At 63.6% G+C, this 16,612-nt stretch carries 22 protein-coding genes; 4 read left to right on the top strand and 18 right to left on the bottom strand.

From position 1 onward, the window contains the following. Window position 1: 1 nt before the first annotated feature. The 5 genes from ACFX5Q_RS01175 to gcvA all read right to left on the bottom strand — a co-directional run bounded on the left by ACFX5Q_RS01175 (window position 2) and on the right by gcvA (window position 5,325). Window positions 2-1,000: an ABC transporter ATP-binding protein gene (locus tag ACFX5Q_RS01175; RefSeq protein ID WP_192178251.1), complete on the bottom strand. Its 999-nt coding sequence runs from the start codon at window positions 998-1,000 to the stop codon at window positions 2-4. A 45-nt stretch (window positions 1,001-1,045) separates the two neighbouring features. Then, window positions 1,046-1,870 (bottom strand): carbohydrate ABC transporter permease, encoded by an 825-nt coding sequence (locus ACFX5Q_RS01170; RefSeq protein WP_120011784.1) that lies wholly within the window; start codon window positions 1,868-1,870, stop codon window positions 1,046-1,048. An 11-nt stretch (window positions 1,871-1,881) separates the two neighbouring features. Then, entirely contained in the window at window positions 1,882-2,754 is an 873-nt protein-coding gene (locus ACFX5Q_RS01165; RefSeq protein ID WP_006201819.1) for a carbohydrate ABC transporter permease, read from the bottom strand. 138 nt (window positions 2,755-2,892) lie between these two features. Beyond that, window positions 2,893-4,203, bottom strand: a complete 1,311-nt coding sequence (locus ACFX5Q_RS01160; RefSeq protein ID WP_404274723.1) for an ABC transporter substrate-binding protein — start codon at window positions 4,201-4,203, stop codon at window positions 2,893-2,895. Between the two features lie 213 nt (window positions 4,204-4,416). Next, window positions 4,417-5,325, bottom strand: a complete 909-nt coding sequence (gene gcvA / locus ACFX5Q_RS01155; protein WP_404274721.1) for a transcriptional regulator GcvA — start codon at window positions 5,323-5,325, stop codon at window positions 4,417-4,419. 110 nt (window positions 5,326-5,435) lie between these two features. On the opposite strand from gcvA, the gene ACFX5Q_RS01150 reads away from it, so the two are divergent. Then, a complete protein-coding gene (locus ACFX5Q_RS01150; protein ID WP_404274720.1) occupies window positions 5,436-5,621 on the top strand; it encodes a hypothetical protein in 186 nt (61 codons plus the stop codon). Window positions 5,622-5,642: 21 nt separating this feature from the next. Here ACFX5Q_RS01150 and ACFX5Q_RS01145 read toward each other — a convergent pair whose 3' ends face one another. Beyond that, a complete protein-coding gene (locus ACFX5Q_RS01145; RefSeq protein WP_404274718.1) occupies window positions 5,643-6,602 on the bottom strand; it encodes a sugar-binding transcriptional regulator in 960 nt (319 codons plus the stop codon). A gap of 243 nt (window positions 6,603-6,845) precedes the next feature. Here ACFX5Q_RS01145 and ACFX5Q_RS01140 point away from each other — a divergent pair, with 243 nt between their 5' ends. After that, complete coding sequence (locus tag ACFX5Q_RS01140; protein ID WP_404274717.1) at window positions 6,846-7,478, top strand: HAD family hydrolase; 633 nt, start codon at window positions 6,846-6,848, stop codon at window positions 7,476-7,478. Window positions 7,479-7,487: 9 nt separating this feature from the next. Here ACFX5Q_RS01140 and ACFX5Q_RS01135 read toward each other — a convergent pair whose 3' ends face one another. From ACFX5Q_RS01135 to ureC, 8 genes are all read right to left on the bottom strand, one after another. Continuing rightward, window positions 7,488-8,255: a class II aldolase and adducin N-terminal domain-containing protein gene (locus ACFX5Q_RS01135; protein ID WP_404274715.1), complete on the bottom strand. Its 768-nt coding sequence runs from the start codon at window positions 8,253-8,255 to the stop codon at window positions 7,488-7,490. Between the two features lie 97 nt (window positions 8,256-8,352). Continuing rightward, window positions 8,353-8,994 carry an urease accessory protein UreG gene (gene ureG / locus ACFX5Q_RS01130; protein WP_404274714.1) on the bottom strand — a complete coding sequence of 214 codons (642 nt, stop codon included), beginning with the start codon at window positions 8,992-8,994 and terminating at the stop codon, window positions 8,353-8,355. Beyond that, window positions 8,991-9,431: a DUF3995 domain-containing protein gene (locus ACFX5Q_RS01125; RefSeq protein WP_404274713.1), complete on the bottom strand. Its 441-nt coding sequence runs from the start codon at window positions 9,429-9,431 to the stop codon at window positions 8,991-8,993. The genes ureG and ACFX5Q_RS01125 overlap by 4 nt, the downstream gene beginning before the upstream one ends. Beyond that, a complete protein-coding gene (locus ACFX5Q_RS01120; RefSeq protein WP_404275344.1) occupies window positions 9,428-10,099 on the bottom strand; it encodes an urease accessory protein UreF in 672 nt (223 codons plus the stop codon). Before ACFX5Q_RS01120 ends, ACFX5Q_RS01125 begins: the two co-directional genes overlap by 4 nt. Continuing rightward, on the bottom strand, window positions 10,092-10,703 hold the full coding sequence (locus tag ACFX5Q_RS01115) for an urease accessory protein UreE (RefSeq protein WP_404274711.1): 612 nt from the start codon (window positions 10,701-10,703) through the stop codon (window positions 10,092-10,094). Before ACFX5Q_RS01115 ends, ACFX5Q_RS01120 begins: the two co-directional genes overlap by 8 nt. Next, entirely contained in the window at window positions 10,700-11,305 is a 606-nt protein-coding gene (locus ACFX5Q_RS01110; protein WP_404274709.1) for a glutathione S-transferase family protein, read from the bottom strand. The genes ACFX5Q_RS01115 and ACFX5Q_RS01110 overlap by 4 nt, the downstream gene beginning before the upstream one ends. Before the next feature lie 145 nt (window positions 11,306-11,450). Further along, window positions 11,451-12,044 carry a hypothetical protein gene (locus tag ACFX5Q_RS01105; RefSeq protein ID WP_404274707.1) on the bottom strand — a complete coding sequence of 198 codons (594 nt, stop codon included), beginning with the start codon at window positions 12,042-12,044 and terminating at the stop codon, window positions 11,451-11,453. Window positions 12,045-12,136: 92 nt separating this feature from the next. Next, window positions 12,137-13,849: an urease subunit alpha gene (gene ureC / locus ACFX5Q_RS01100; protein ID WP_404274705.1), complete on the bottom strand. Its 1,713-nt coding sequence runs from the start codon at window positions 13,847-13,849 to the stop codon at window positions 12,137-12,139. A 164-nt stretch (window positions 13,850-14,013) separates the two neighbouring features. On the opposite strand from ureC, the gene ACFX5Q_RS01095 reads away from it, so the two are divergent. After that, window positions 14,014-14,394, top strand: a complete 381-nt coding sequence (locus ACFX5Q_RS01095) for a hypothetical protein (protein ID WP_404274703.1) — start codon at window positions 14,014-14,016, stop codon at window positions 14,392-14,394. Window positions 14,395-14,523: 129 nt separating this feature from the next. Further along, the gene (locus ACFX5Q_RS01090; RefSeq protein WP_404274702.1) at window positions 14,524-15,012 is read left to right on the top strand and encodes a hypothetical protein; all 489 of its coding nucleotides are present in this window, start codon (window positions 14,524-14,526) and stop codon (window positions 15,010-15,012) included. A gap of 83 nt (window positions 15,013-15,095) precedes the next feature. Here ACFX5Q_RS01090 and ACFX5Q_RS01085 read toward each other — a convergent pair whose 3' ends face one another. Genes ACFX5Q_RS01085 through ACFX5Q_RS01070 form a run of 4 tightly spaced genes read right to left on the bottom strand, consistent with a single transcriptional unit; the run spans window position 15,096 to window position 16,606 of the window. Next, window positions 15,096-15,401 (bottom strand): urease subunit beta, encoded by a 306-nt coding sequence (locus ACFX5Q_RS01085; protein ID WP_192178264.1) that lies wholly within the window; start codon window positions 15,399-15,401, stop codon window positions 15,096-15,098. 8 nt (window positions 15,402-15,409) lie between these two features. Then, complete coding sequence (locus tag ACFX5Q_RS01080) at window positions 15,410-16,003, bottom strand: HupE/UreJ family protein (RefSeq protein WP_404274701.1); 594 nt, start codon at window positions 16,001-16,003, stop codon at window positions 15,410-15,412. Window positions 16,004-16,038: 35 nt separating this feature from the next. Further along, window positions 16,039-16,293 (bottom strand): DUF1272 domain-containing protein, encoded by a 255-nt coding sequence (locus ACFX5Q_RS01075; protein ID WP_404274700.1) that lies wholly within the window; start codon window positions 16,291-16,293, stop codon window positions 16,039-16,041. 10 nt (window positions 16,294-16,303) lie between these two features. Next, window positions 16,304-16,606 carry an urease subunit gamma gene (locus tag ACFX5Q_RS01070; protein WP_006200750.1) on the bottom strand — a complete coding sequence of 101 codons (303 nt, stop codon included), beginning with the start codon at window positions 16,604-16,606 and terminating at the stop codon, window positions 16,304-16,306. Between the last annotated feature and the right edge of the window lie 6 nt (window positions 16,607-16,612).

Here is a 16,612-nt window from a genome sequence, read left to right as displayed (position 1 = left end):
CTTACAGCGCCTTCCCGTCGGGGCCGAAGCGATGCAGCTTGGCCTTGTCCGGGGTCAGGTAGATGGTGTCGCCGTGATGGACGGCGAGCTCGCCATCGGCGCGCACCGTCAGCGGCCCGACGCCATCGGCCTGGACGTGCAGGAAGGTGTCGGAGCCGAGATGCTCGGCAACGCCGACGGTCGCTTTCCACTCGCCGGCCGTGGTCGAAATCTCCATGTGCTCGGGACGGATGCCGATCGTCTTGGCGCCATATTTGGCAGTCGGCGCGCCCTCGATCAGGTTCATCTTCGGCGAGCCGATGAAGCCGGCGACAAACAGGTTCTTCGGCGTCTTGTAGAGCTCCATCGGCGAGCCGACCTGCTCGATGTTGCCGGCATTGAGGACGACGATCTTGTCGGCCATGGTCATGGCTTCGACCTGGTCATGGGTGACGTAGATCATCGTCGTCTTGAGCTGGTGGTGCAGTTCGCTGATCTCGAGGCGCATGGTGCCGCGCAGCGCTGCGTCGAGGTTGGACAGCGGCTCGTCGAACAGGAAGGCCGACGGCTGGCGCACGATGGCGCGGCCGATGGCGACGCGCTGGCGCTGGCCGCCGGAGAGCTGGCCGGGGCGGCGCTCGAGATAGTTGGTGAGGTTGAGCACCCGCGCCGCGTCCTTGACCTTCTTGTCGATGGTCGCCTGGTCCTCGCCCGCCATTTTCAGCGGGAAGGCGATGTTCTTGGCCACCGTCATATGCGGGTAGAGCGCGTAGGACTGGAACACCATGGCGAGCTTGCGCTTGGCCGGCGCTTCGCCGGTGACGTCGCGGCCATCGATGTTGATGGTGCCGCCGCTGGTGTCCTCCAGCCCGGCGATCAGCCGCAGCAGCGTGGACTTGCCGCAGCCCGACGGGCCGACGAAGACGACGAACTCGCCATTCTCGATGACCAGGTCGAGGCCGGGGATGATGGACGTCGACCCAAAGGATTTGGAGACGTTCTTGAGCGTGATGTTTCCCATGGTTTCCTCCCGGGGATTGGTGTCCGACGTCCGCCTGCGGCGTTGTTATTTAACCGCGCCAAAGGTCAGGCCGCGCACCAGCTGCTTCTGGCTGAACCAGCCCATGATCAGGATCGGCGCGATCGCCAGCGTCGAGGCGGCCGACAGCTTGGCCCAGAACAGGCCTTGCGGGCTGGAGAAAGAGCTGATGAAGGCGGTCAGGGGTGCGGCTTCGGTGGTAGTCAGCCGGATCGTCCAGAACGCCTCGTTCCAGGCGAGGATGATGTTGAGCAGCATGGTCGAGGCGATGCCCGGCACCGCCATCGGCGTCAGCACATAGACGATCTCGTTCCACAGCGAGGCGCCGTCCATGCGCGCTGCTTCGAGGATCTCGCCGGGGATCTCGCGGAAGTAGGTGTAGAGCATCCAGACCACGATCGGCAGGTTGATCAGCATCAGCATGACCATCAGGCCGGCGCGGCTGTCGAGCAGGCCCGAGTCGCGGAAGATCAGGTAGATCGGGAACAGCACGGCAACCGCCGGCATCATCTTGGTCGAGAGCATCCACATCAGGATGTCCTTGGTCCGCTTGGTCGGCGAGAAGGCCATCGACCACGCCGCCGGTATGGCGACGAGCAGGGCCAGGATTGTCGAACCGACCGACAGCAGCACGGAATTCAAGAAGAACTTGAAATAGCCGCTCTGCGCCTGGACTTCGGAATAGCTCTCGATGGTTCCGGACGGGATCAGGGCGAAGCCCTGGATCGCCTCCTGCTCCGACTTGAACGAGGTGATGATCGTGTAAAGGATCGGGAAGAAGATCAGCAGCGCGACGATCCATGCGGCAGCGGTCGCGATCGTCTTGTGCTGGGTGGTGACTGCACGTGCCATCTTAGCCTCCCTTACTTGTCCAGGTTCTTGCCGACGGCGCGCATGGCGAAGAAGGCGACGATGTTGGCGAGAATGACGGCGATCACACCGCCTGCGGATGCCTGGCCGATTTTGAACTCCAGCAATGCCTTCTGGTAGACGAGGAAGGGCAGGTTGGTGGAGGCATAGCCCGGGCCGCCATTGGTGGTGACCAGGATTTCGGCATAGACCGACAGCAGGAAGATGGTCTGGATCAGGATGACGACGGTGATCGCCCGCGACATGTGCGGCAGCGTCAGATAGATGAAGCGGCTGACGAAGCCGGCGCCATCCATCTCGGCGGCTTCCTTCTGCTCGCCGTCAAGCGACTGCAGAGCGGTCAACAGGATCAGCGTCGCGAATGGCAACCACTGCCAGGCGACGATGATGATGATCGCCAGCATCGGATGCTGCCCGAACCAGTCGATCGGCTGCATGCCGAAGAAACGCGCAATGTCGGCAAAGACGCCGTATTGCGGATGCATGATCATGTTCTTCCAGACCAGTGCGGCCACCGGCGGCATGACGAAGAAGGGCGAGATGACGAGGATACGGACGATGCCTTGTCCCCACATCGGCTGATCGATCAGCAGCGCCAGCGCGATGCCGCCAATCACCGTGATCAGCAGCACGCTGCCGACGAGGACAAGCGTGTTGAGGATCGACTGCAGGAAGGCCGGGTTGGAATAGAAAAGCGCGTAGTTCGAGAAGCCGACGAACCCGTCGCGGATCGGGTTGAGCGGGTTGTACTGCTGGAAGGAGAACCAAATGGTGATGACCAGCGGGACAATCATCCAGACAAACAGCAGCACCACGGATGGCGCCATCATGAAGCGGGCAAGCGAGCGGGTCTGCTGAGTAGCCATGACGGTCACCCTCCAAAGGTCAGCCAGATTTCAGAGTTGTGCCAGAATTTCCCGGGTTTTGAAGGTGGCCGCCCGAACTGGGATTCGGGCGGCCCCTGCCGGTCATGATGCGCGACCGGCTTCGGCACCGGGAGGAGCCTACTGGATATAGCCGCCCTCGGTCATCGCCGCGGTGGCGGCGTCCTGGGCCTGTTTGAGGGCGTCGTCGACGCTCGACTGGCCGGCGAGTGCCGCCGAGAAGAGTTGGCCGACGGTGGTGCCAAGGCCCTGGAACTCAGGGATGGCGACGAACTGGACGCCGACATAGGGCACCGGCTTGACGGTCGGATGCGTCGGGTCGGCGGCGTTGATGGAGTCCAGTGTCATCTTGGCGAAAGGTGCCGCCTTCTGGTACTCGGGATTGGCATAGAGCGAGGTGCGCGTTCCGGGCGGAGCGTTGGCCCAGCCTTCCTTCGACGCGACGAGCTCGGCATAGCCCTTGCTGGTCGCCCAGGACACGAACTTCTGTGCCGCGTCAGCCTTCTGCGTGCCGGCAGGAATGGCCAGCGACCAAGCCCACAACCAGTTACCGCGCTTGCCGAGGCCATTGTCCGGCGCCAGCGCATAGCCGACCTTGTCGGCGACGGTGGATGCCTTCGGGTCGGAGACGAAGGAGGCAGCGACGGTGGCGTCGATCCACATGCCGCACTTGCCCTGCTGGAACAGCGCCAGGTTTTCATTGAAGCCGTTGGACGAGGCGCCCTCCGGCCCAGCGGCCTTCATCAGGTCGACATAGAACTGCAGCGTGTTCTTCCATTCCGGCTGGTCGAATTGCGGCTTCCAGTTTTCGTCGAACCAGCGGGCGCCGAAGGAGTTCGACATGGCGGTCAGGAAAGCCATGTTCTCGCCCCAGCCGGCCTTGCCGCGCAGGCAGACGCCGTTCACGCCATTGGCGCGATCGGTCATCTTCTCGGCGGCCTGCTTGATGAAGTCCCAGGTCGGTGCGTCGGGCATGGTCAACCCGGCCTTCTCCATCAGGTCCTTGCGGTACATGACGAAGGAGCTTTCGCCGTAGAAAGGCGCGGCGTAGAGCTTGCCGTCGACCGAAAGGCCGCCGGCGATGGCCGGGATGATGTCCTTGGTGTCATAGTCGTCGCCGAGCTTGTCGAGCGGCAGGAGCCAGCTCTGCTTGGCCCAGATCGGAACCTCGTAGGTGCCGATGGTCATGACGTCGTACTGGCCGCCCTTGGTGGCGATGTCGGTGGTGACGCGCTCGCGCAGGACGTTTTCCTCGAGCGTAACCCAGTTGAGCTGGATATCGGGATTCTTGCTGGTGAAGTCGTCCGTCAGCTTCTGCATGCGGACCATATCGCCGTTGTTGACGGTGGCGATGGTGATGGATTCGGCGTGCGCGGCGAACGCAAGAGCGCTGGCCGACAACAGGCCCAGTGTGAGCGTGCGAAGTTTCATCAAATTCCTCCCATAAACCAAGATGAGCATTTGCCTTGGCTGTGAGCAATTACTCACCTGGCGTTAATTATGTCAAGCCGGATTCGTTGCTGCATTGCAGCACGACGATGCCGCGCGGCATCGTGCGCCGGGGCGCTTGAGGACGTAGGATGATGGATGTTGCGGCTGCGAAGCGGCGGATACCGGCGACGAGCCGCAGAGAAAACTGGCTGCCTACTGGCAAGCGATCTCGGCTAGAACCCAGTCGCGAAAGGCGCGGATCTTCGGCACGTTGCGGCGCGCCTCGGGATAGACCAGCCAGTAAGCATGGCCGTCGTCGCCGACGAGGTCAAAGGGCTGGATGAGGCGGCCATCGGCAAGTTCGGTCTTGAACAGCGCTCTGGTCAGGATGGCGACGCCCTGCCCGGCGATGGCGGCATTGGCCTCGTAGGCTTGCGCACCCATGCTTGAGCCGGGACGAGCGGCAAGATCGTGGGACTGCACACCGGCAGCCGCGAACCAGTCCCTCCACCAGATATCGCTGGGATCGAGGATGGGCAGGCGCAACAGATCGGCAGGCTCGTTGACGCCGCCGATGCTCGCTGCGAGTTTCGGACTCAGCATCGGTGTGAAGTCGGCATCGAGAAGCTTGTGCACTTCCATACCCGGCCAGTTTCCGCCGCCCGAACGGATGGCGATGTCGATGTCTTCGCGAGCGAAATCGACGAGGCGGTTCGACGTGTCGAGGCGAACGGCCAACGACGGATGCGCGAGCTGGAACGAGCCGAGATGCTGCGCCAGCCAGTTCGAGGCGAAGGTCAGCAGCGTCGAGACACAGAGCAGGCCATCGGCCCCGGTGCGCGCGGCGGAATAGGCTCCGCTCAGCAGGGCGAACGCCTCGCTGACGGCAGGCGCCATGCGCTGGCCAGCTTCGGTCAGGACGATCTGTTTTGGCCGGCGCAGGAACAAAGGCCCGCCGACGCGCTCTTCCAGCAGCTTGATCTGATAGCTCGCCGCTGCCTGCGTCATGCCGAGCTCTTCCGCGGCCTTGGTGAAGGAAAGATGCCGCGCCACCGCCTCGAACACCCGGATCGCCTGCAGCGGCGGGAGTTGGGAAATCTGTCGTGGCTCGAGATTCGGCATAAGCCCTCCTTATGGGCCATGATCGACGTTTGATTGGAAGCAAGGGCCAATCGGGCCGATATCTGGGGTCGACGATCACTCTCGTCTAGACATAGCGGAGGCTGACGATCATGACCACGGTACAGGAAAAGCTGTCTTTCACGCCAGGCTACAGCTGGTTTTCGTGGCTGGCGCGTGGATTTGCGCGGCACACGGCAAAGCGGCGGGCCTACATCGACATAAGGGAGCTGTCGCCGCATCTGCAGCGCGACATGGGTCTCCTCGACGGCAACGACCCTCACGGACCGTATAAATAGGCTTGCCTGTCTTATGGAAGGTCAACTGGCGGCCAGCAGCGCGGTTGCGGTTCGCTCGTCGGTGATCAGGCCGTTGATCAGCCGCCGGTTCACCGCCGCCAGGATGCCCGGCAGCTTGCGCTCGCCCATGGCCAGCGCAATCACCAGCGACCTTTCACGCGACGGCAGCGCGGCCGACGACACGCGGTCGTTGGTGATGCCCTCGATCATGCGGCCTTCGCGGTCGAACACCCAGCCGACGATCTCGGCAATGCCACCGGCTTTCTGCAGCGCCTTCAGCTCACTCTCCGAAATGAACCCGTCCTCGTAGAGCGGCGCCTTCGGACCGAGATCGCCGATGCCGACGAAGGTGACGTCGGCCTCTGCCGCGAGCGCGAGGGTCGGCTGGATCATCGGCTGGGCGAGCAGCATCTCGCGCTCCTCCGGCGAAGAGGCGATGACCGGCAGCGGCATCGGGAACGAGCGCGCCTTGACCCTGTCGGCCATGGTGAAGATGACGTTGTAGAAGGCGGCCGAACCGTCGGGCGAGATGTTGCCGGTCAGCGACACCACCTTGTGCTGCGGGCACTCCATCGGCGGCAACTGCTCGATCGCGGCCTTCAGCGTACGCCCTGTGCCGATTGCCATGACGATCGGCGCCGGCGATCTCAGCCGCCTTTCGATCTCGGCCGCGGCCGCCTCGGCAACGCCGACGATGGTGGAAGAGGAGGTCGGGTCGCTCGGCACGACCTCGACCAGATCGAGCGCGAAGCGCGATTTCAGCCGCGCCGCCAGGTCGAGGCAATTGGCGATCGGGTGGTCGACGCGCACCTTGATCAGCCCTTCGGACACCGCCAGCGACACCAGCCGTTGTGCAGTCTGCCTGGAGATGCCTAGCGTGGCGGCGATCTGGTCCTGCGTGTTGCCGGCGACATAGTAAAGCCAGCCGGCGCGCGCCGCGTCGTCCAACCGGTTGCTGCCACCGTCCTGCCGCGAATTCACGTCCTGCCTCCCAAGCCCCGCTCAGTATGCAAGCGGGTGCTTTAGCTTACAAGGAATGGCGCCATGCGCAATTGTCTATCCAAAGGGCAATTGCTTACGCCGTTTGATGCCCTGACCGGGCACCGGGCACTGTGAGCCGGACCTCCGCGAAGACGCTGCAGCCTCATGAATATCGGGGATCGCGGGTTCGACGGTTTATCTCCGGACACAAACGCTTTATGGGGGTCACAAAAGGAGCCTTGCATGACGCCGAAAGCGGTTTTCTGGGATATGGACGGCACGCTGGTCGACAGCGAGCCGCTGCACGAGGCAGCCCTGGTGGCGGCGCTGCGCAGCGTCGGCATCGCGCCGCCGACCAATCTGCATGAGCGGGTGCTGGGCGTCGCCGCATGGCCGGTCTACGAGATGCTGTGCGGCGAGTTCGGCCTCGACCTGCCGTTCGACGACTGGATCGTGCGCAAATACGATCACTATCTGCCAATGGCCGAAACGCTGAAGCCGCGCCCCGGCGCGATCGAGATCTTCAACGAATTGCGCGAACGCGGCGTGCAGCAGGCGGTGGTCTCCAATTCCGACCGGCTGATCGTCGATGCCAATCTGCGCGCGGTCGGCCTGGTCTATCCAGGCATGAAGACGATCAGCCGCAACGATGTGCACGAAGGCAAGCCGCATCCAGAACCCTTCCTGCGCGCCGCCTTCCTGGCCGGCGTCGAGCCGGCTGACGCGGCGGCGGTCGACGACAGCCGCACCGGCGCCATGGCCGGGCTGGCGGCGGGAATGCGCACGATGTTCTGGCCGGAAGCGCCGATGGAAGGGCCGCCTGGTGCTGTCGTCATCAACAGCGCCGAAGATCTGCGCCGGGAATTCGGGCTTTAAAAATAGCCCTCAGTTCCGGTAGACCGGCTCCTGCTCGTCGAGGATCGCCTTCAATTCGCTGAGATGCCGTTCGGCTTGGCCGGGATAGTCGTCCATCTCGCTTGCCGTCTTCTCGGCAATGGCATCGGACAACATACGCAGCGGACGGCCGGTCCACAGCGCCTTGATGTAGGTCTCGGCGGCGCGCTCGAAATAGAACATGCGGTTGAAGGCATCGGCAACATTGTCGCCGATGACCAGCACGCCGTGATTGCCCATCACCATGACCTTGACCTTCGGATCGGTCAGAAGCTGCGAGCAGCGCTCGCCCTCCTCTTCGAAGGCCAGTCCGCCATAGTTGGCGTCGACGACATGGCGGTTGAAGAACATGGCCGAGTTCTGGTCGACCGGCGGCAGCGTCGAGTCGGCGAGCGATGCCAGCACGGTGGCGTGGACCGAATGCACATGCATGACGCAGCGCGCATGCGGCACATTGCGGTGGATGGCGCCGTGCAGACCCCAGGCCGTCGGGTCGGGCGCGTTGGGGCCGGAGAGCGTCTCGGGATCGTTGGCGTCGATCAGCAGAAGATCGCTAGCCTTGATCCGAGAGAAATGCACCTGGTTGGGATTCATCAGGAATTTGGTGCCGTCCTCGTTGACGGCCAGCGAGAAATGATTGGCCACCGCCTCGTGCATGTTGAGCCGCGCCGTCCAGCGGAAGGCGCAAGCGAGATCGACGCGCTCCTCATAGAAGGGTAGATTGGTCAGCGGCTCTTTCTGCAGGCGGGCAATGCTCATCGAGAATACTCCATAAAAGAGGCGAGGATGCCGCGCGCCTGACAAGCGTGCAACCGGTTTCGTTTGGTGCAGCCTTCGGTCGGATGAGGCTCCCGCCTTACGCGGCCGTGCTTTTGGCGGCGCCGACGCCGAGCCCGCCATGCTCGACGATGAAATCGATCACCTCCTGCAGCCCCTTGCCGCGCGACAGGTCGGTGAAGCCGAAGGGGCGTTTACCGCGCATGCGGGTGGCATCGCTCTCCATGACATCGAGGTTGACGTTCACATAGGGCGCGAGATCGCTCTTGTTGATGACGAGGAAATCGGAGCGGGTGATCGCCGGCCCACCCTTGCGCGGAATTTCCTCGCCCTGGCAGACGGAGATGACATAGAGCGTCAGGTCGGCGAGATCGGGCGAGAAGGTGGCGGCGAGATTGTCGCCGCCGGATTCGATGAAGATGACGTCGAGATCCGGGAATTTTTTGTTCAGCTCGGCGATCGCCTGCAGATTGATCGAGGCATCCTCGCGAATGGCGGTGTGCGGGCAGCCGCCTGTCTCGACGCCGACGATGCGGTCTTCGGGCAGCGCCTGCAGCCTGGCCAGCATCATGGCGTCTTCCCTGGTGTAGATGTCGTTGGTGACGACGGCGATGGAGAAGTCGTCGCGCAGCGCTTTACAGAGCTTTTCGGTGAGCGTCGTCTTGCCGGAACCGACAGGACCGCCGATGCCGATGCGAAGGGGACCATTGGCTTGGGTCATGTCGAGAACTCCGTGATGGCAAGGACGGCGAAGCCGAGCCCGATCAGCAGGCACAGCGGCGAATAATACCGGACATCGAGCCGCGCGAAAGGCTGCTCGGGCGTGAGCCGCCGCCACCAGGGCGTGAAGCCGGCAATGCCGCGACCGAGGAAGACCAGCGCAATCAGCATCGATGTGGCGGCAAGACCTTGCTTGGGAAAGGGCGAGGCAAAGACGCCTTCGAGCGCCATCGGCCACAATGTCGCCAGGCCAAGGCAGGCGGCAACGGCAAAGCTGGCAAAGGGCGAGGGCATCTCACTGACGCCGCGAAAGCCGACGACAGCATGGGCGCAGGACGAAGCGTCCCTGCCCGGCCAGACACCGCCGATCCCCCAATAGACATGCAGAGCGGTGATCACGAGCAGGACGAGCGACAGCGTAAAGGCGATGAGGATCATGAACGAAACAGCCGCGAATATTGGGTTTCGTGCTTCATCGCCATGACGTCGGAGACGAAGGCGCAGCCGCCGAGATCGTCTGGCGTCGAGCCGGCGGCGCGGGCAGCCGTCGCCAGCGCCAGTGGTTCGAAGCCGGCGAGCAGCGCGGTGGCGTCGCTCTGTCCGACGACGCCAAGCCTGATCGCTGCCTGGACGAGGTTGGAGAAGAAAGCCTGCAGAAAGGCAGAGAGTGCATCCTGCAAGGCGATGCCATTGCCGCCGGCAACGGCGCCGACGGCGACGCAATAGGCGCAGTCTTCTGGCAGACGATCCAGCACCTGAGACGGCCAGGCCGATGCCGCTTTCAGGAAGGCGGCGCCCTGCAGCATGGTCTCGGCATGACGCTCGCGCGAGCCGGCCAAGGCTTCGGCGAGTGCGGCAATCTCATCCAGGTCGCCGGCTTCGCGGGCACGCCGCCAGGCTTCGGCGAACAGCACGGCGTCGTTCCAGCCCGAGCCCATCTCGACCAGCGTCTCCAGCCAGGCAGCGAGGCTTTGCCTGTCGGTTATCAGGCCGTCGTGCACGGCGCGTTCGAGGCCATGGCTGTAGGAAAAGCCGCCGACAGGAAAGGCCGGCGACAGCCATGCCATCAGCCGCAGCAAGGCGATGCCGGAAGGCTGGTCAGTCATGATGGTGGTGGTCATCATCATGCGAATGGGAATGGCCGTGCGAATGGGAATGCGATTCGGCATGGGAATGGGAATGCGATTCAGAATGGCTGTGCGCATGCGCCTCGGCATGGGCATGACCGTGATCATGACCGCCGTGGCCGGAATAGGCGCCGCGTACAGGTTTGAATGGCTCGGAGACGTCGCTCACCGTGGCGCCGAGTCCCTCCAGCATCGCCTTGATGACATGGTCGCGCAGGATGAGGATGCGATCGGCTTCGATGCTTGCTGCGAGATGGCGGTTGCCGATATGCCAGGCGAGTTCGGCCAGATGCACGGCATTGCGGGCGCGAATGTCATAGACCTCTTCGCGCGCCGCTACGATCTCGACATGACGGCCGTCCTCCAGCACCAGCCTGTCGCCGTCGTTCAAGGCAACCGCCTCCGGCAGATCGACAAGCACCTTCTCGCCGACTGACGTCTCGATGGCGCGACGGCGCAGATGCCGCTCGTCGTGAGCAAGCACAGCCTTGGCGTAAGGCACGGTCGGCCCCGCCTCTGCGCCTGCCAGCACGGAGACGGCACGCGGAAACTTGGTGAAGTCGGTGCGGATGTCGAGCTTCATCTGGAAGATCCTCCATTGGCCTGCGCGCGGGCGCGGGCCGGACGGGCCAGCACGCGGTCGAAATAGGCGTTGACGCTGTCGGACTCTATCGGGAACCGGCCGGCGCGGGCCCAGCCGCCCATATCGCCTAAAAGCACATCGATAGCGGAAAACCGGTCGCCGAGGGCAAAGGGCTTGTCGCCAAGCCGACGGTCCAGCGCCTTGACCTCCGTGGCGAAGTCATGCGCCGCAGCGGGGCCGACATCGACCCGCACCTCCTTCGGCAGCAGGAAGCGGTGGCGCACTTTGTTCCACAGCGGTGCCTCGAATTCCGACTGGGCAAAATGCATCCAGGAATCCATCTCGGCCCGGCCTGCGAGACCGGAATTGGCGCCCATGCCCTTATCCGCGTGCTTTTCGCCGAGATAGACGCAGATCGCTGCCGAATCCGTCACCATGAGCTCGCCGTCGATCAGGATCGGTACCTTGCCGGACGGGTTCAGCGCATAGGCTTCCGGCGAGCGCAATTTGACCTCGACGAATTCATAGGGCTGCCCGAGTTCCTCGAGCATCCAGAGAACACGACTAACCCGGGATCCGCGCGATCCGACGGCCTTGTACATGGTTGAAACCTGCCTTTTCCGAGAAGCATAGAGCCTGTTCCATCCCGATGGTATCGGGATGGGCTCTAGCTTTTTGTTTGAGCATGATCTTTTCCGAAAACCGGTTCCCACTTTTCGGGATCATGTTCTAGACCATCCGCCGCCGTCATACGATCGTGTCGAAGAGCCGCAGGATGAACGATACCTGATAGATCAGCGTGCCGGCGACGAAGACGATGTGAAAGCGGCGATCGCGGACCAGGATGGCTGCGATGCACAGCGCAACGAAAACCGGGGTGCGGATGAGATATTCATTGCCGTAGTGGGCGAAATGCTCCGGCCCTTTCAGCAACGTGTCGACGACGTCGAGCAGATAGGTCATCGCCAGCAGGCCGAAGAACCAGGCGCGGCGCGAATAGAAGAAATCCTCGTAGCCGGTGTAGTCGAGCATGGAGTCCGGGAACAGCAGCGCGCAGAGCAGGAACAGCGTGACGGCATAGAAGATGAGGAACAGGTACGTGCCGAAGGTCCAGGTCTCGATGGCGTAGAGGCCAAACTCCCACCACCAGAAATGCACCAGCAACAACAGCATCGAGCCGACCCAGGCCAGATGCACGGGATAGAGCTTGTACTGGCCGGGATGCTGGACGATGCGGGCGACCCCCGACAGCAGCCGCGTCACGCCAAGGCCGATCACCATGCCCATGACGATGCGGATATGCGGAAAGACGTCGTGGGGAGAGGCGATTTCGGTGGCCATGCCTGATCACAATGCGACTTCTGCTCGACGGCATATTGCGGCGTCCGGATAGCAGCCGCAACGCTTTTTGCCCGGGCGATCGAACTGCCGCGTCAGAACAGAAAATACCTCTGCGCCATCGGCAGTACGGTTGCCGGCTCGCAGGTGAGCAATTCGCCGTCGGCGCGCACCTCGTAAGTTTCGGGGTCGACCTCGACATGCGGGGTGGCGTCGTTGAGCACCATCGAATGCTTGCCGATGCCGCCGCGGGTGTTTTCGACCGCGACCATGGCCTTGTCGACGCCGAGGCGGCCTTGCAGTCCTGACTCGAAAGCTGCCTTGGAAACGAAGGTCACCGAGGAGTTGGTCAGCGCCTTGCCATAGGCGCCGAACATCGGCCGGTAGTGCATCGGCTGCGGCGTCGGGATCGAGGCGTTGGGATCGCCCATCGGCGCTGCGGCAATCGAGCCGCCGACCAGCACCATCTCCGGCTTGACGCCGAAGAAGGCCGGGTTCCACAGCACGAGATCGGCGCGTTTTCCGACCGCCACCGAGCCGATCTCCTTCGACAGACCATGCGCGATGGCCGGGTTGATGGTGTATTTGGCGATGTAGCGGCGGACGCGGAAATTATCGTTTTCGCCGGTCTCCTGCGGCAGCGAGCCGCGCTGGCGCTTCATCTTGTCGGCGGTCTGCCAACAACGGATCGCCACCTCGCCGACGCGACCCATGGCCTGGCTGTCCGAGGAGATGATCGAGAAGGCGCCGATGTCGTGCAGTATGTCTTCGGCGGCTATGGTTTCCTTGCGGATGCGGCTTTCGGCGAAGGCGATATCCTCCGGGATCGACGGCGACAGATGATGGCAGACCATCAGCATGTCGAGATGCTCGGCCAGCGTGTTGACCGTGTAGGGCCTGGTCGGATTGGTCGAGGACGGGATGACGTTGGGCAGGCCGCAGACCTTGATAATATCAGGCGCATGGCCGCCGCCGGCGCCTTCGGTGTGGAAGGCATGGATGGTGCGGCCCTTGATCGCCGCGACGGTGTTTTCGACAAACCCCGATTCGTTCAGCGTGTCGGTGTGGATCATCACCTGCACGTCGTGGTCGTCGGCGACCGACAGGCAGCAGTCGATGGCAGCCGGGGTCGTGCCCCAGTCCTCGTGCAGCTTCAGCGAGCAGGCGCCGGCGAGCACCATCTCTTCAAGGGCGGCCGGCAGCGAGGCGTTACCCTTGCCCGACAGGCCGATGTTCATCGGGAAGGCGTCGAAGGACTGGATCATGCGCGCCATGTGCCACGGCCCCGGCGTGCAGGTGGTGGCCAGAGTGCCGTGCGCCGGACCGGTGCCGCCGCCGAGCATGGTGGTGATGCCGCTCATCAGCGCTTCCTCGATCTGCTGCGGGCAGATGAAGTGGATATGCGCGTCGATACCCCCGGCAGTCAGTATCTTGCCCTCGCCGGCGATGATCTCGGTGCTGGGGCCGATGATGATGGTGACGCCATCTTGAGTATCCGGATTGCCGGCCTTGCCGATGGCGGCGATGCGGCCGTCCTTGAGGCCGATATCGGCCTTGAAGATACCGGCCGACGCATCGATGACCAGCGCGTTGGTGATGACGGTGTCGACCGCGCCTTGCGCCCGCGAAACCTGGCTCTGGCCCATGCCGTCGCGGATGACCTTGCCGCCGCCGAATTTCACTTCCTCGCCGTGAACGGTGAGGTCTTTTTCCACCTCGATGAACAATTCGGTGTCGGCCAGCCGCACCTTGTCGCCGACCGTCGGGCCGTACATCTGCGCAAAGGCGGCGCGGGTAATTCTAGCCATCAGCAATTGCTCCCGAAATGCGGCTGCGAAGCCATGCCCCACATTGCCGCCATCCTATGGTCACGCAATGACCTGCTAAGCGACACCTTGTGTTCCCATTTGGCGGTTGAGGTGGGCGAGTCACCCCAAAACGACCGTTTGCCAAATCGATGGAAGGAAGATCCATGCGCAAAACGATACTTATCGCAGCCGCCGCCACCCTGGCGTTGGCGAGTGCAGCCAGCGCTCAGCAACAGCCCGCGCAGCAACAGCCCAGCCAGCCGCCGGCAGCACCCGCCGCGCCCGGCGCGCAGCCGGCCGTGCCGACGATCCAGAGCGTGAACATCGTCGACATCACGGAACTGCCCAAGGATACCCAGACGCAGGTCAACCAGGTGATCGCCCAGCGCGGCGAGGGCGGTTTGCAGAAGCTGCGCAGCTCGATCGACGCGACGCCCAAGGTCAAGTCGGCGCTCGAAGCCAAGGGGCTGACCTCGGCGCAGGTTATCGCCGCCAGCATGAACCCCGACGGCGCACTGACGCTGATCACAAAGAAGGCGAGCTGACGCGTGGTTGCGGCGGGCCGGCACCCGGCCCGCCCGCCACATCAGAAAGGGAACCTTCGCCGGGCGGGATTCGTTTCTATCTTTTCGCGCTGAACCGCGTCCCGAAAAGAGTTCCGTCTGGAGCGAGCGATGGCGATTACCCTCACGACAAGATGGCTGCAAGCGATGGCCGCGCTGGCGCTTCTCGCTGCGGCCGGCTCCCACACCGAGCTCAACGCGCAAGGGTTTGGAAGCAACGAGACCGTTGACCGCATCATCGGCTCGGAGGTCAAGCAGGAAGAGACCAGGACAAGCACTGAAGCCGGGAAGGTCAGCAGCGCGATCGACCGGACGCGCGAAAACATCGGCACGGTGCGCAAGACGTCCAAGCTCGACAAGGTCGATATCGTGTTCCTGACCGACGCGGCGCGCAGCGAAGGCGGCCCGCCGCCGGCGATCGAGACCAAGATCAAGCAGCATCAGGACGATATCGCGGAACTGCGCAAGGAGATCGAGGCGAACGCGCTGCTGTTCAATGCCATCGATTCCAGGCGCGTGGCCGCCGAGGACGTTCTCGCCATCGAGTTCGACGATCCGGGAAAAGTCGTCATCTATGCGGCGGCCAAGCCGTCGGGCTGAGCCGAAAGCGCTGCTTGTTTCCATGCATGTCGTTGCCCCAAAACCACTCAGCACTTTTGGGCGACATGCATCAGCAATCGATCTCACAGCTTGCCCATCACCTTTTGCTGGAAGCCGTAGACCTCGCGCTTGCCGCCGAGCGGCACCAGCGTGACGTCGCGCTCCTGACCCGGCTCGAAGCGCATCGCCGTGCCGGCGGCGATGTCGAGCCGCATGCCGCGCGCCCTTGCACGATCGAATTTCAACCCTTCATTGGTCTCGAAGAAGTGGTAGTGGCTGCCGACCTGGATCGGCCGGTCGCCGCTGTTGGCCACTTTCAGCGTCACGGTCGGCAGGCCCTTGTTCAGTTCGATCTCGCCGCTCGCGGTGATGACTTCGCCCGGGATCATCTGAGGCCTCACAGCACGCCGAAGACGAGGCCGACGCCAACAGCCGCGCAGGCGGCGCCGGCCGCACGGGCAAAGCCGCGGAAGCGCATACCAAGGCCCAGACCAGCCGCAATGCCCGTCGCATGGAGCAGCACGGTGGCCGCGGCAAAGCCGGCCATGTACTCCAGCCCGCCGGCATTTTCGGGCACCTCAGTGCCATGGGCATGACCATGAAACAGCGCGAACAGGCCGATAGTGGCAACCCCCGCCGAGACAGGCAGATCGACCGCCAGCGCCACCAGCAGGCCCAAGGCCACGACGGAAGCGAGGATGCCCGGTTCGACGAAGGGCAGCGGCACGTGCAGCATGCCGAGCGCGCCGCCGACCAGCATGACGCCGACAAACGCCGCCGGCCAGGCCCAGATCGCCTTGCCACCCTTGAGCGCCGCCCAAAGCCCGACGGCGATCATCACCATCATGTGGTCGAGGCCCGACAGCGGATGCATGAAGCCGGCCGCGAAGGACGAGGTGGTGCCGACGCCGACATGAGCGTAGGCGGGCATGGCGGCGGCAAGCAGCAGGATCGTCGCGAGCGTGGTTCGTTTCATCGGAGCTGATATCATCGAAATGCCTTCTCTGCTGACAGGGTTCGTGCCGGTCACGCGGCCTTGCGGGGACCGCAGCCCTCGGCCTTGAGCACGCGCTTGGTCGAAGCGGGATATTTCTCCAGCTTCGCTGCCGGGCGGATCGGCCGCGCCGAAAAATTGCCGCCGCAATTCGGGCAGACACCGCCAAGCACGTTTTCCGCGCAATCGGCGCAGAAGGTGCATTCGAAGGTGCAGATCAGCGCATCCGTCGCCTCCGGCGGCAGGTCCTTGTCGCAACATTCGCAATTTGGGCGCAGCTCGAGCATGTTTTTCTCCTCACCGTATCGGTTCGTGCACGGTCACCAGCTTGGTGCCGTCGGGAAACGTCGCCTCGACCTGGACGTCGTGGATCATCTCGGCGATGCCGTCCATCACCTGCGCGCGGGTGACGACATGGGCGCCGGCCTCCATCAATTCGGCGACCGCACGGCCGTCGCGAGCACCCTCGACGACGAAATCGGTGATCAGCGCAATCGCCTCCGGATGGTTGAGCTTGACGCCGCGTTCGAGCCGCTTGCGCGCCACGATCGCCGCCATGGCGATGAGCAGCTTGTCCTTTTCCCTCGGCGTCAGGTTCATGCGTTT

Source organism: Mesorhizobium sp. IMUNJ 23033 (genome assembly GCF_044778005.1).
Lineage (GTDB): Bacteria > Pseudomonadota > Alphaproteobacteria > Rhizobiales > Rhizobiaceae > Mesorhizobium > Mesorhizobium amorphae_A.
The sequence above is the reverse complement of the archived record's forward strand: the minus strand, read 5'-3'. Positions and strand labels throughout refer to the sequence as shown.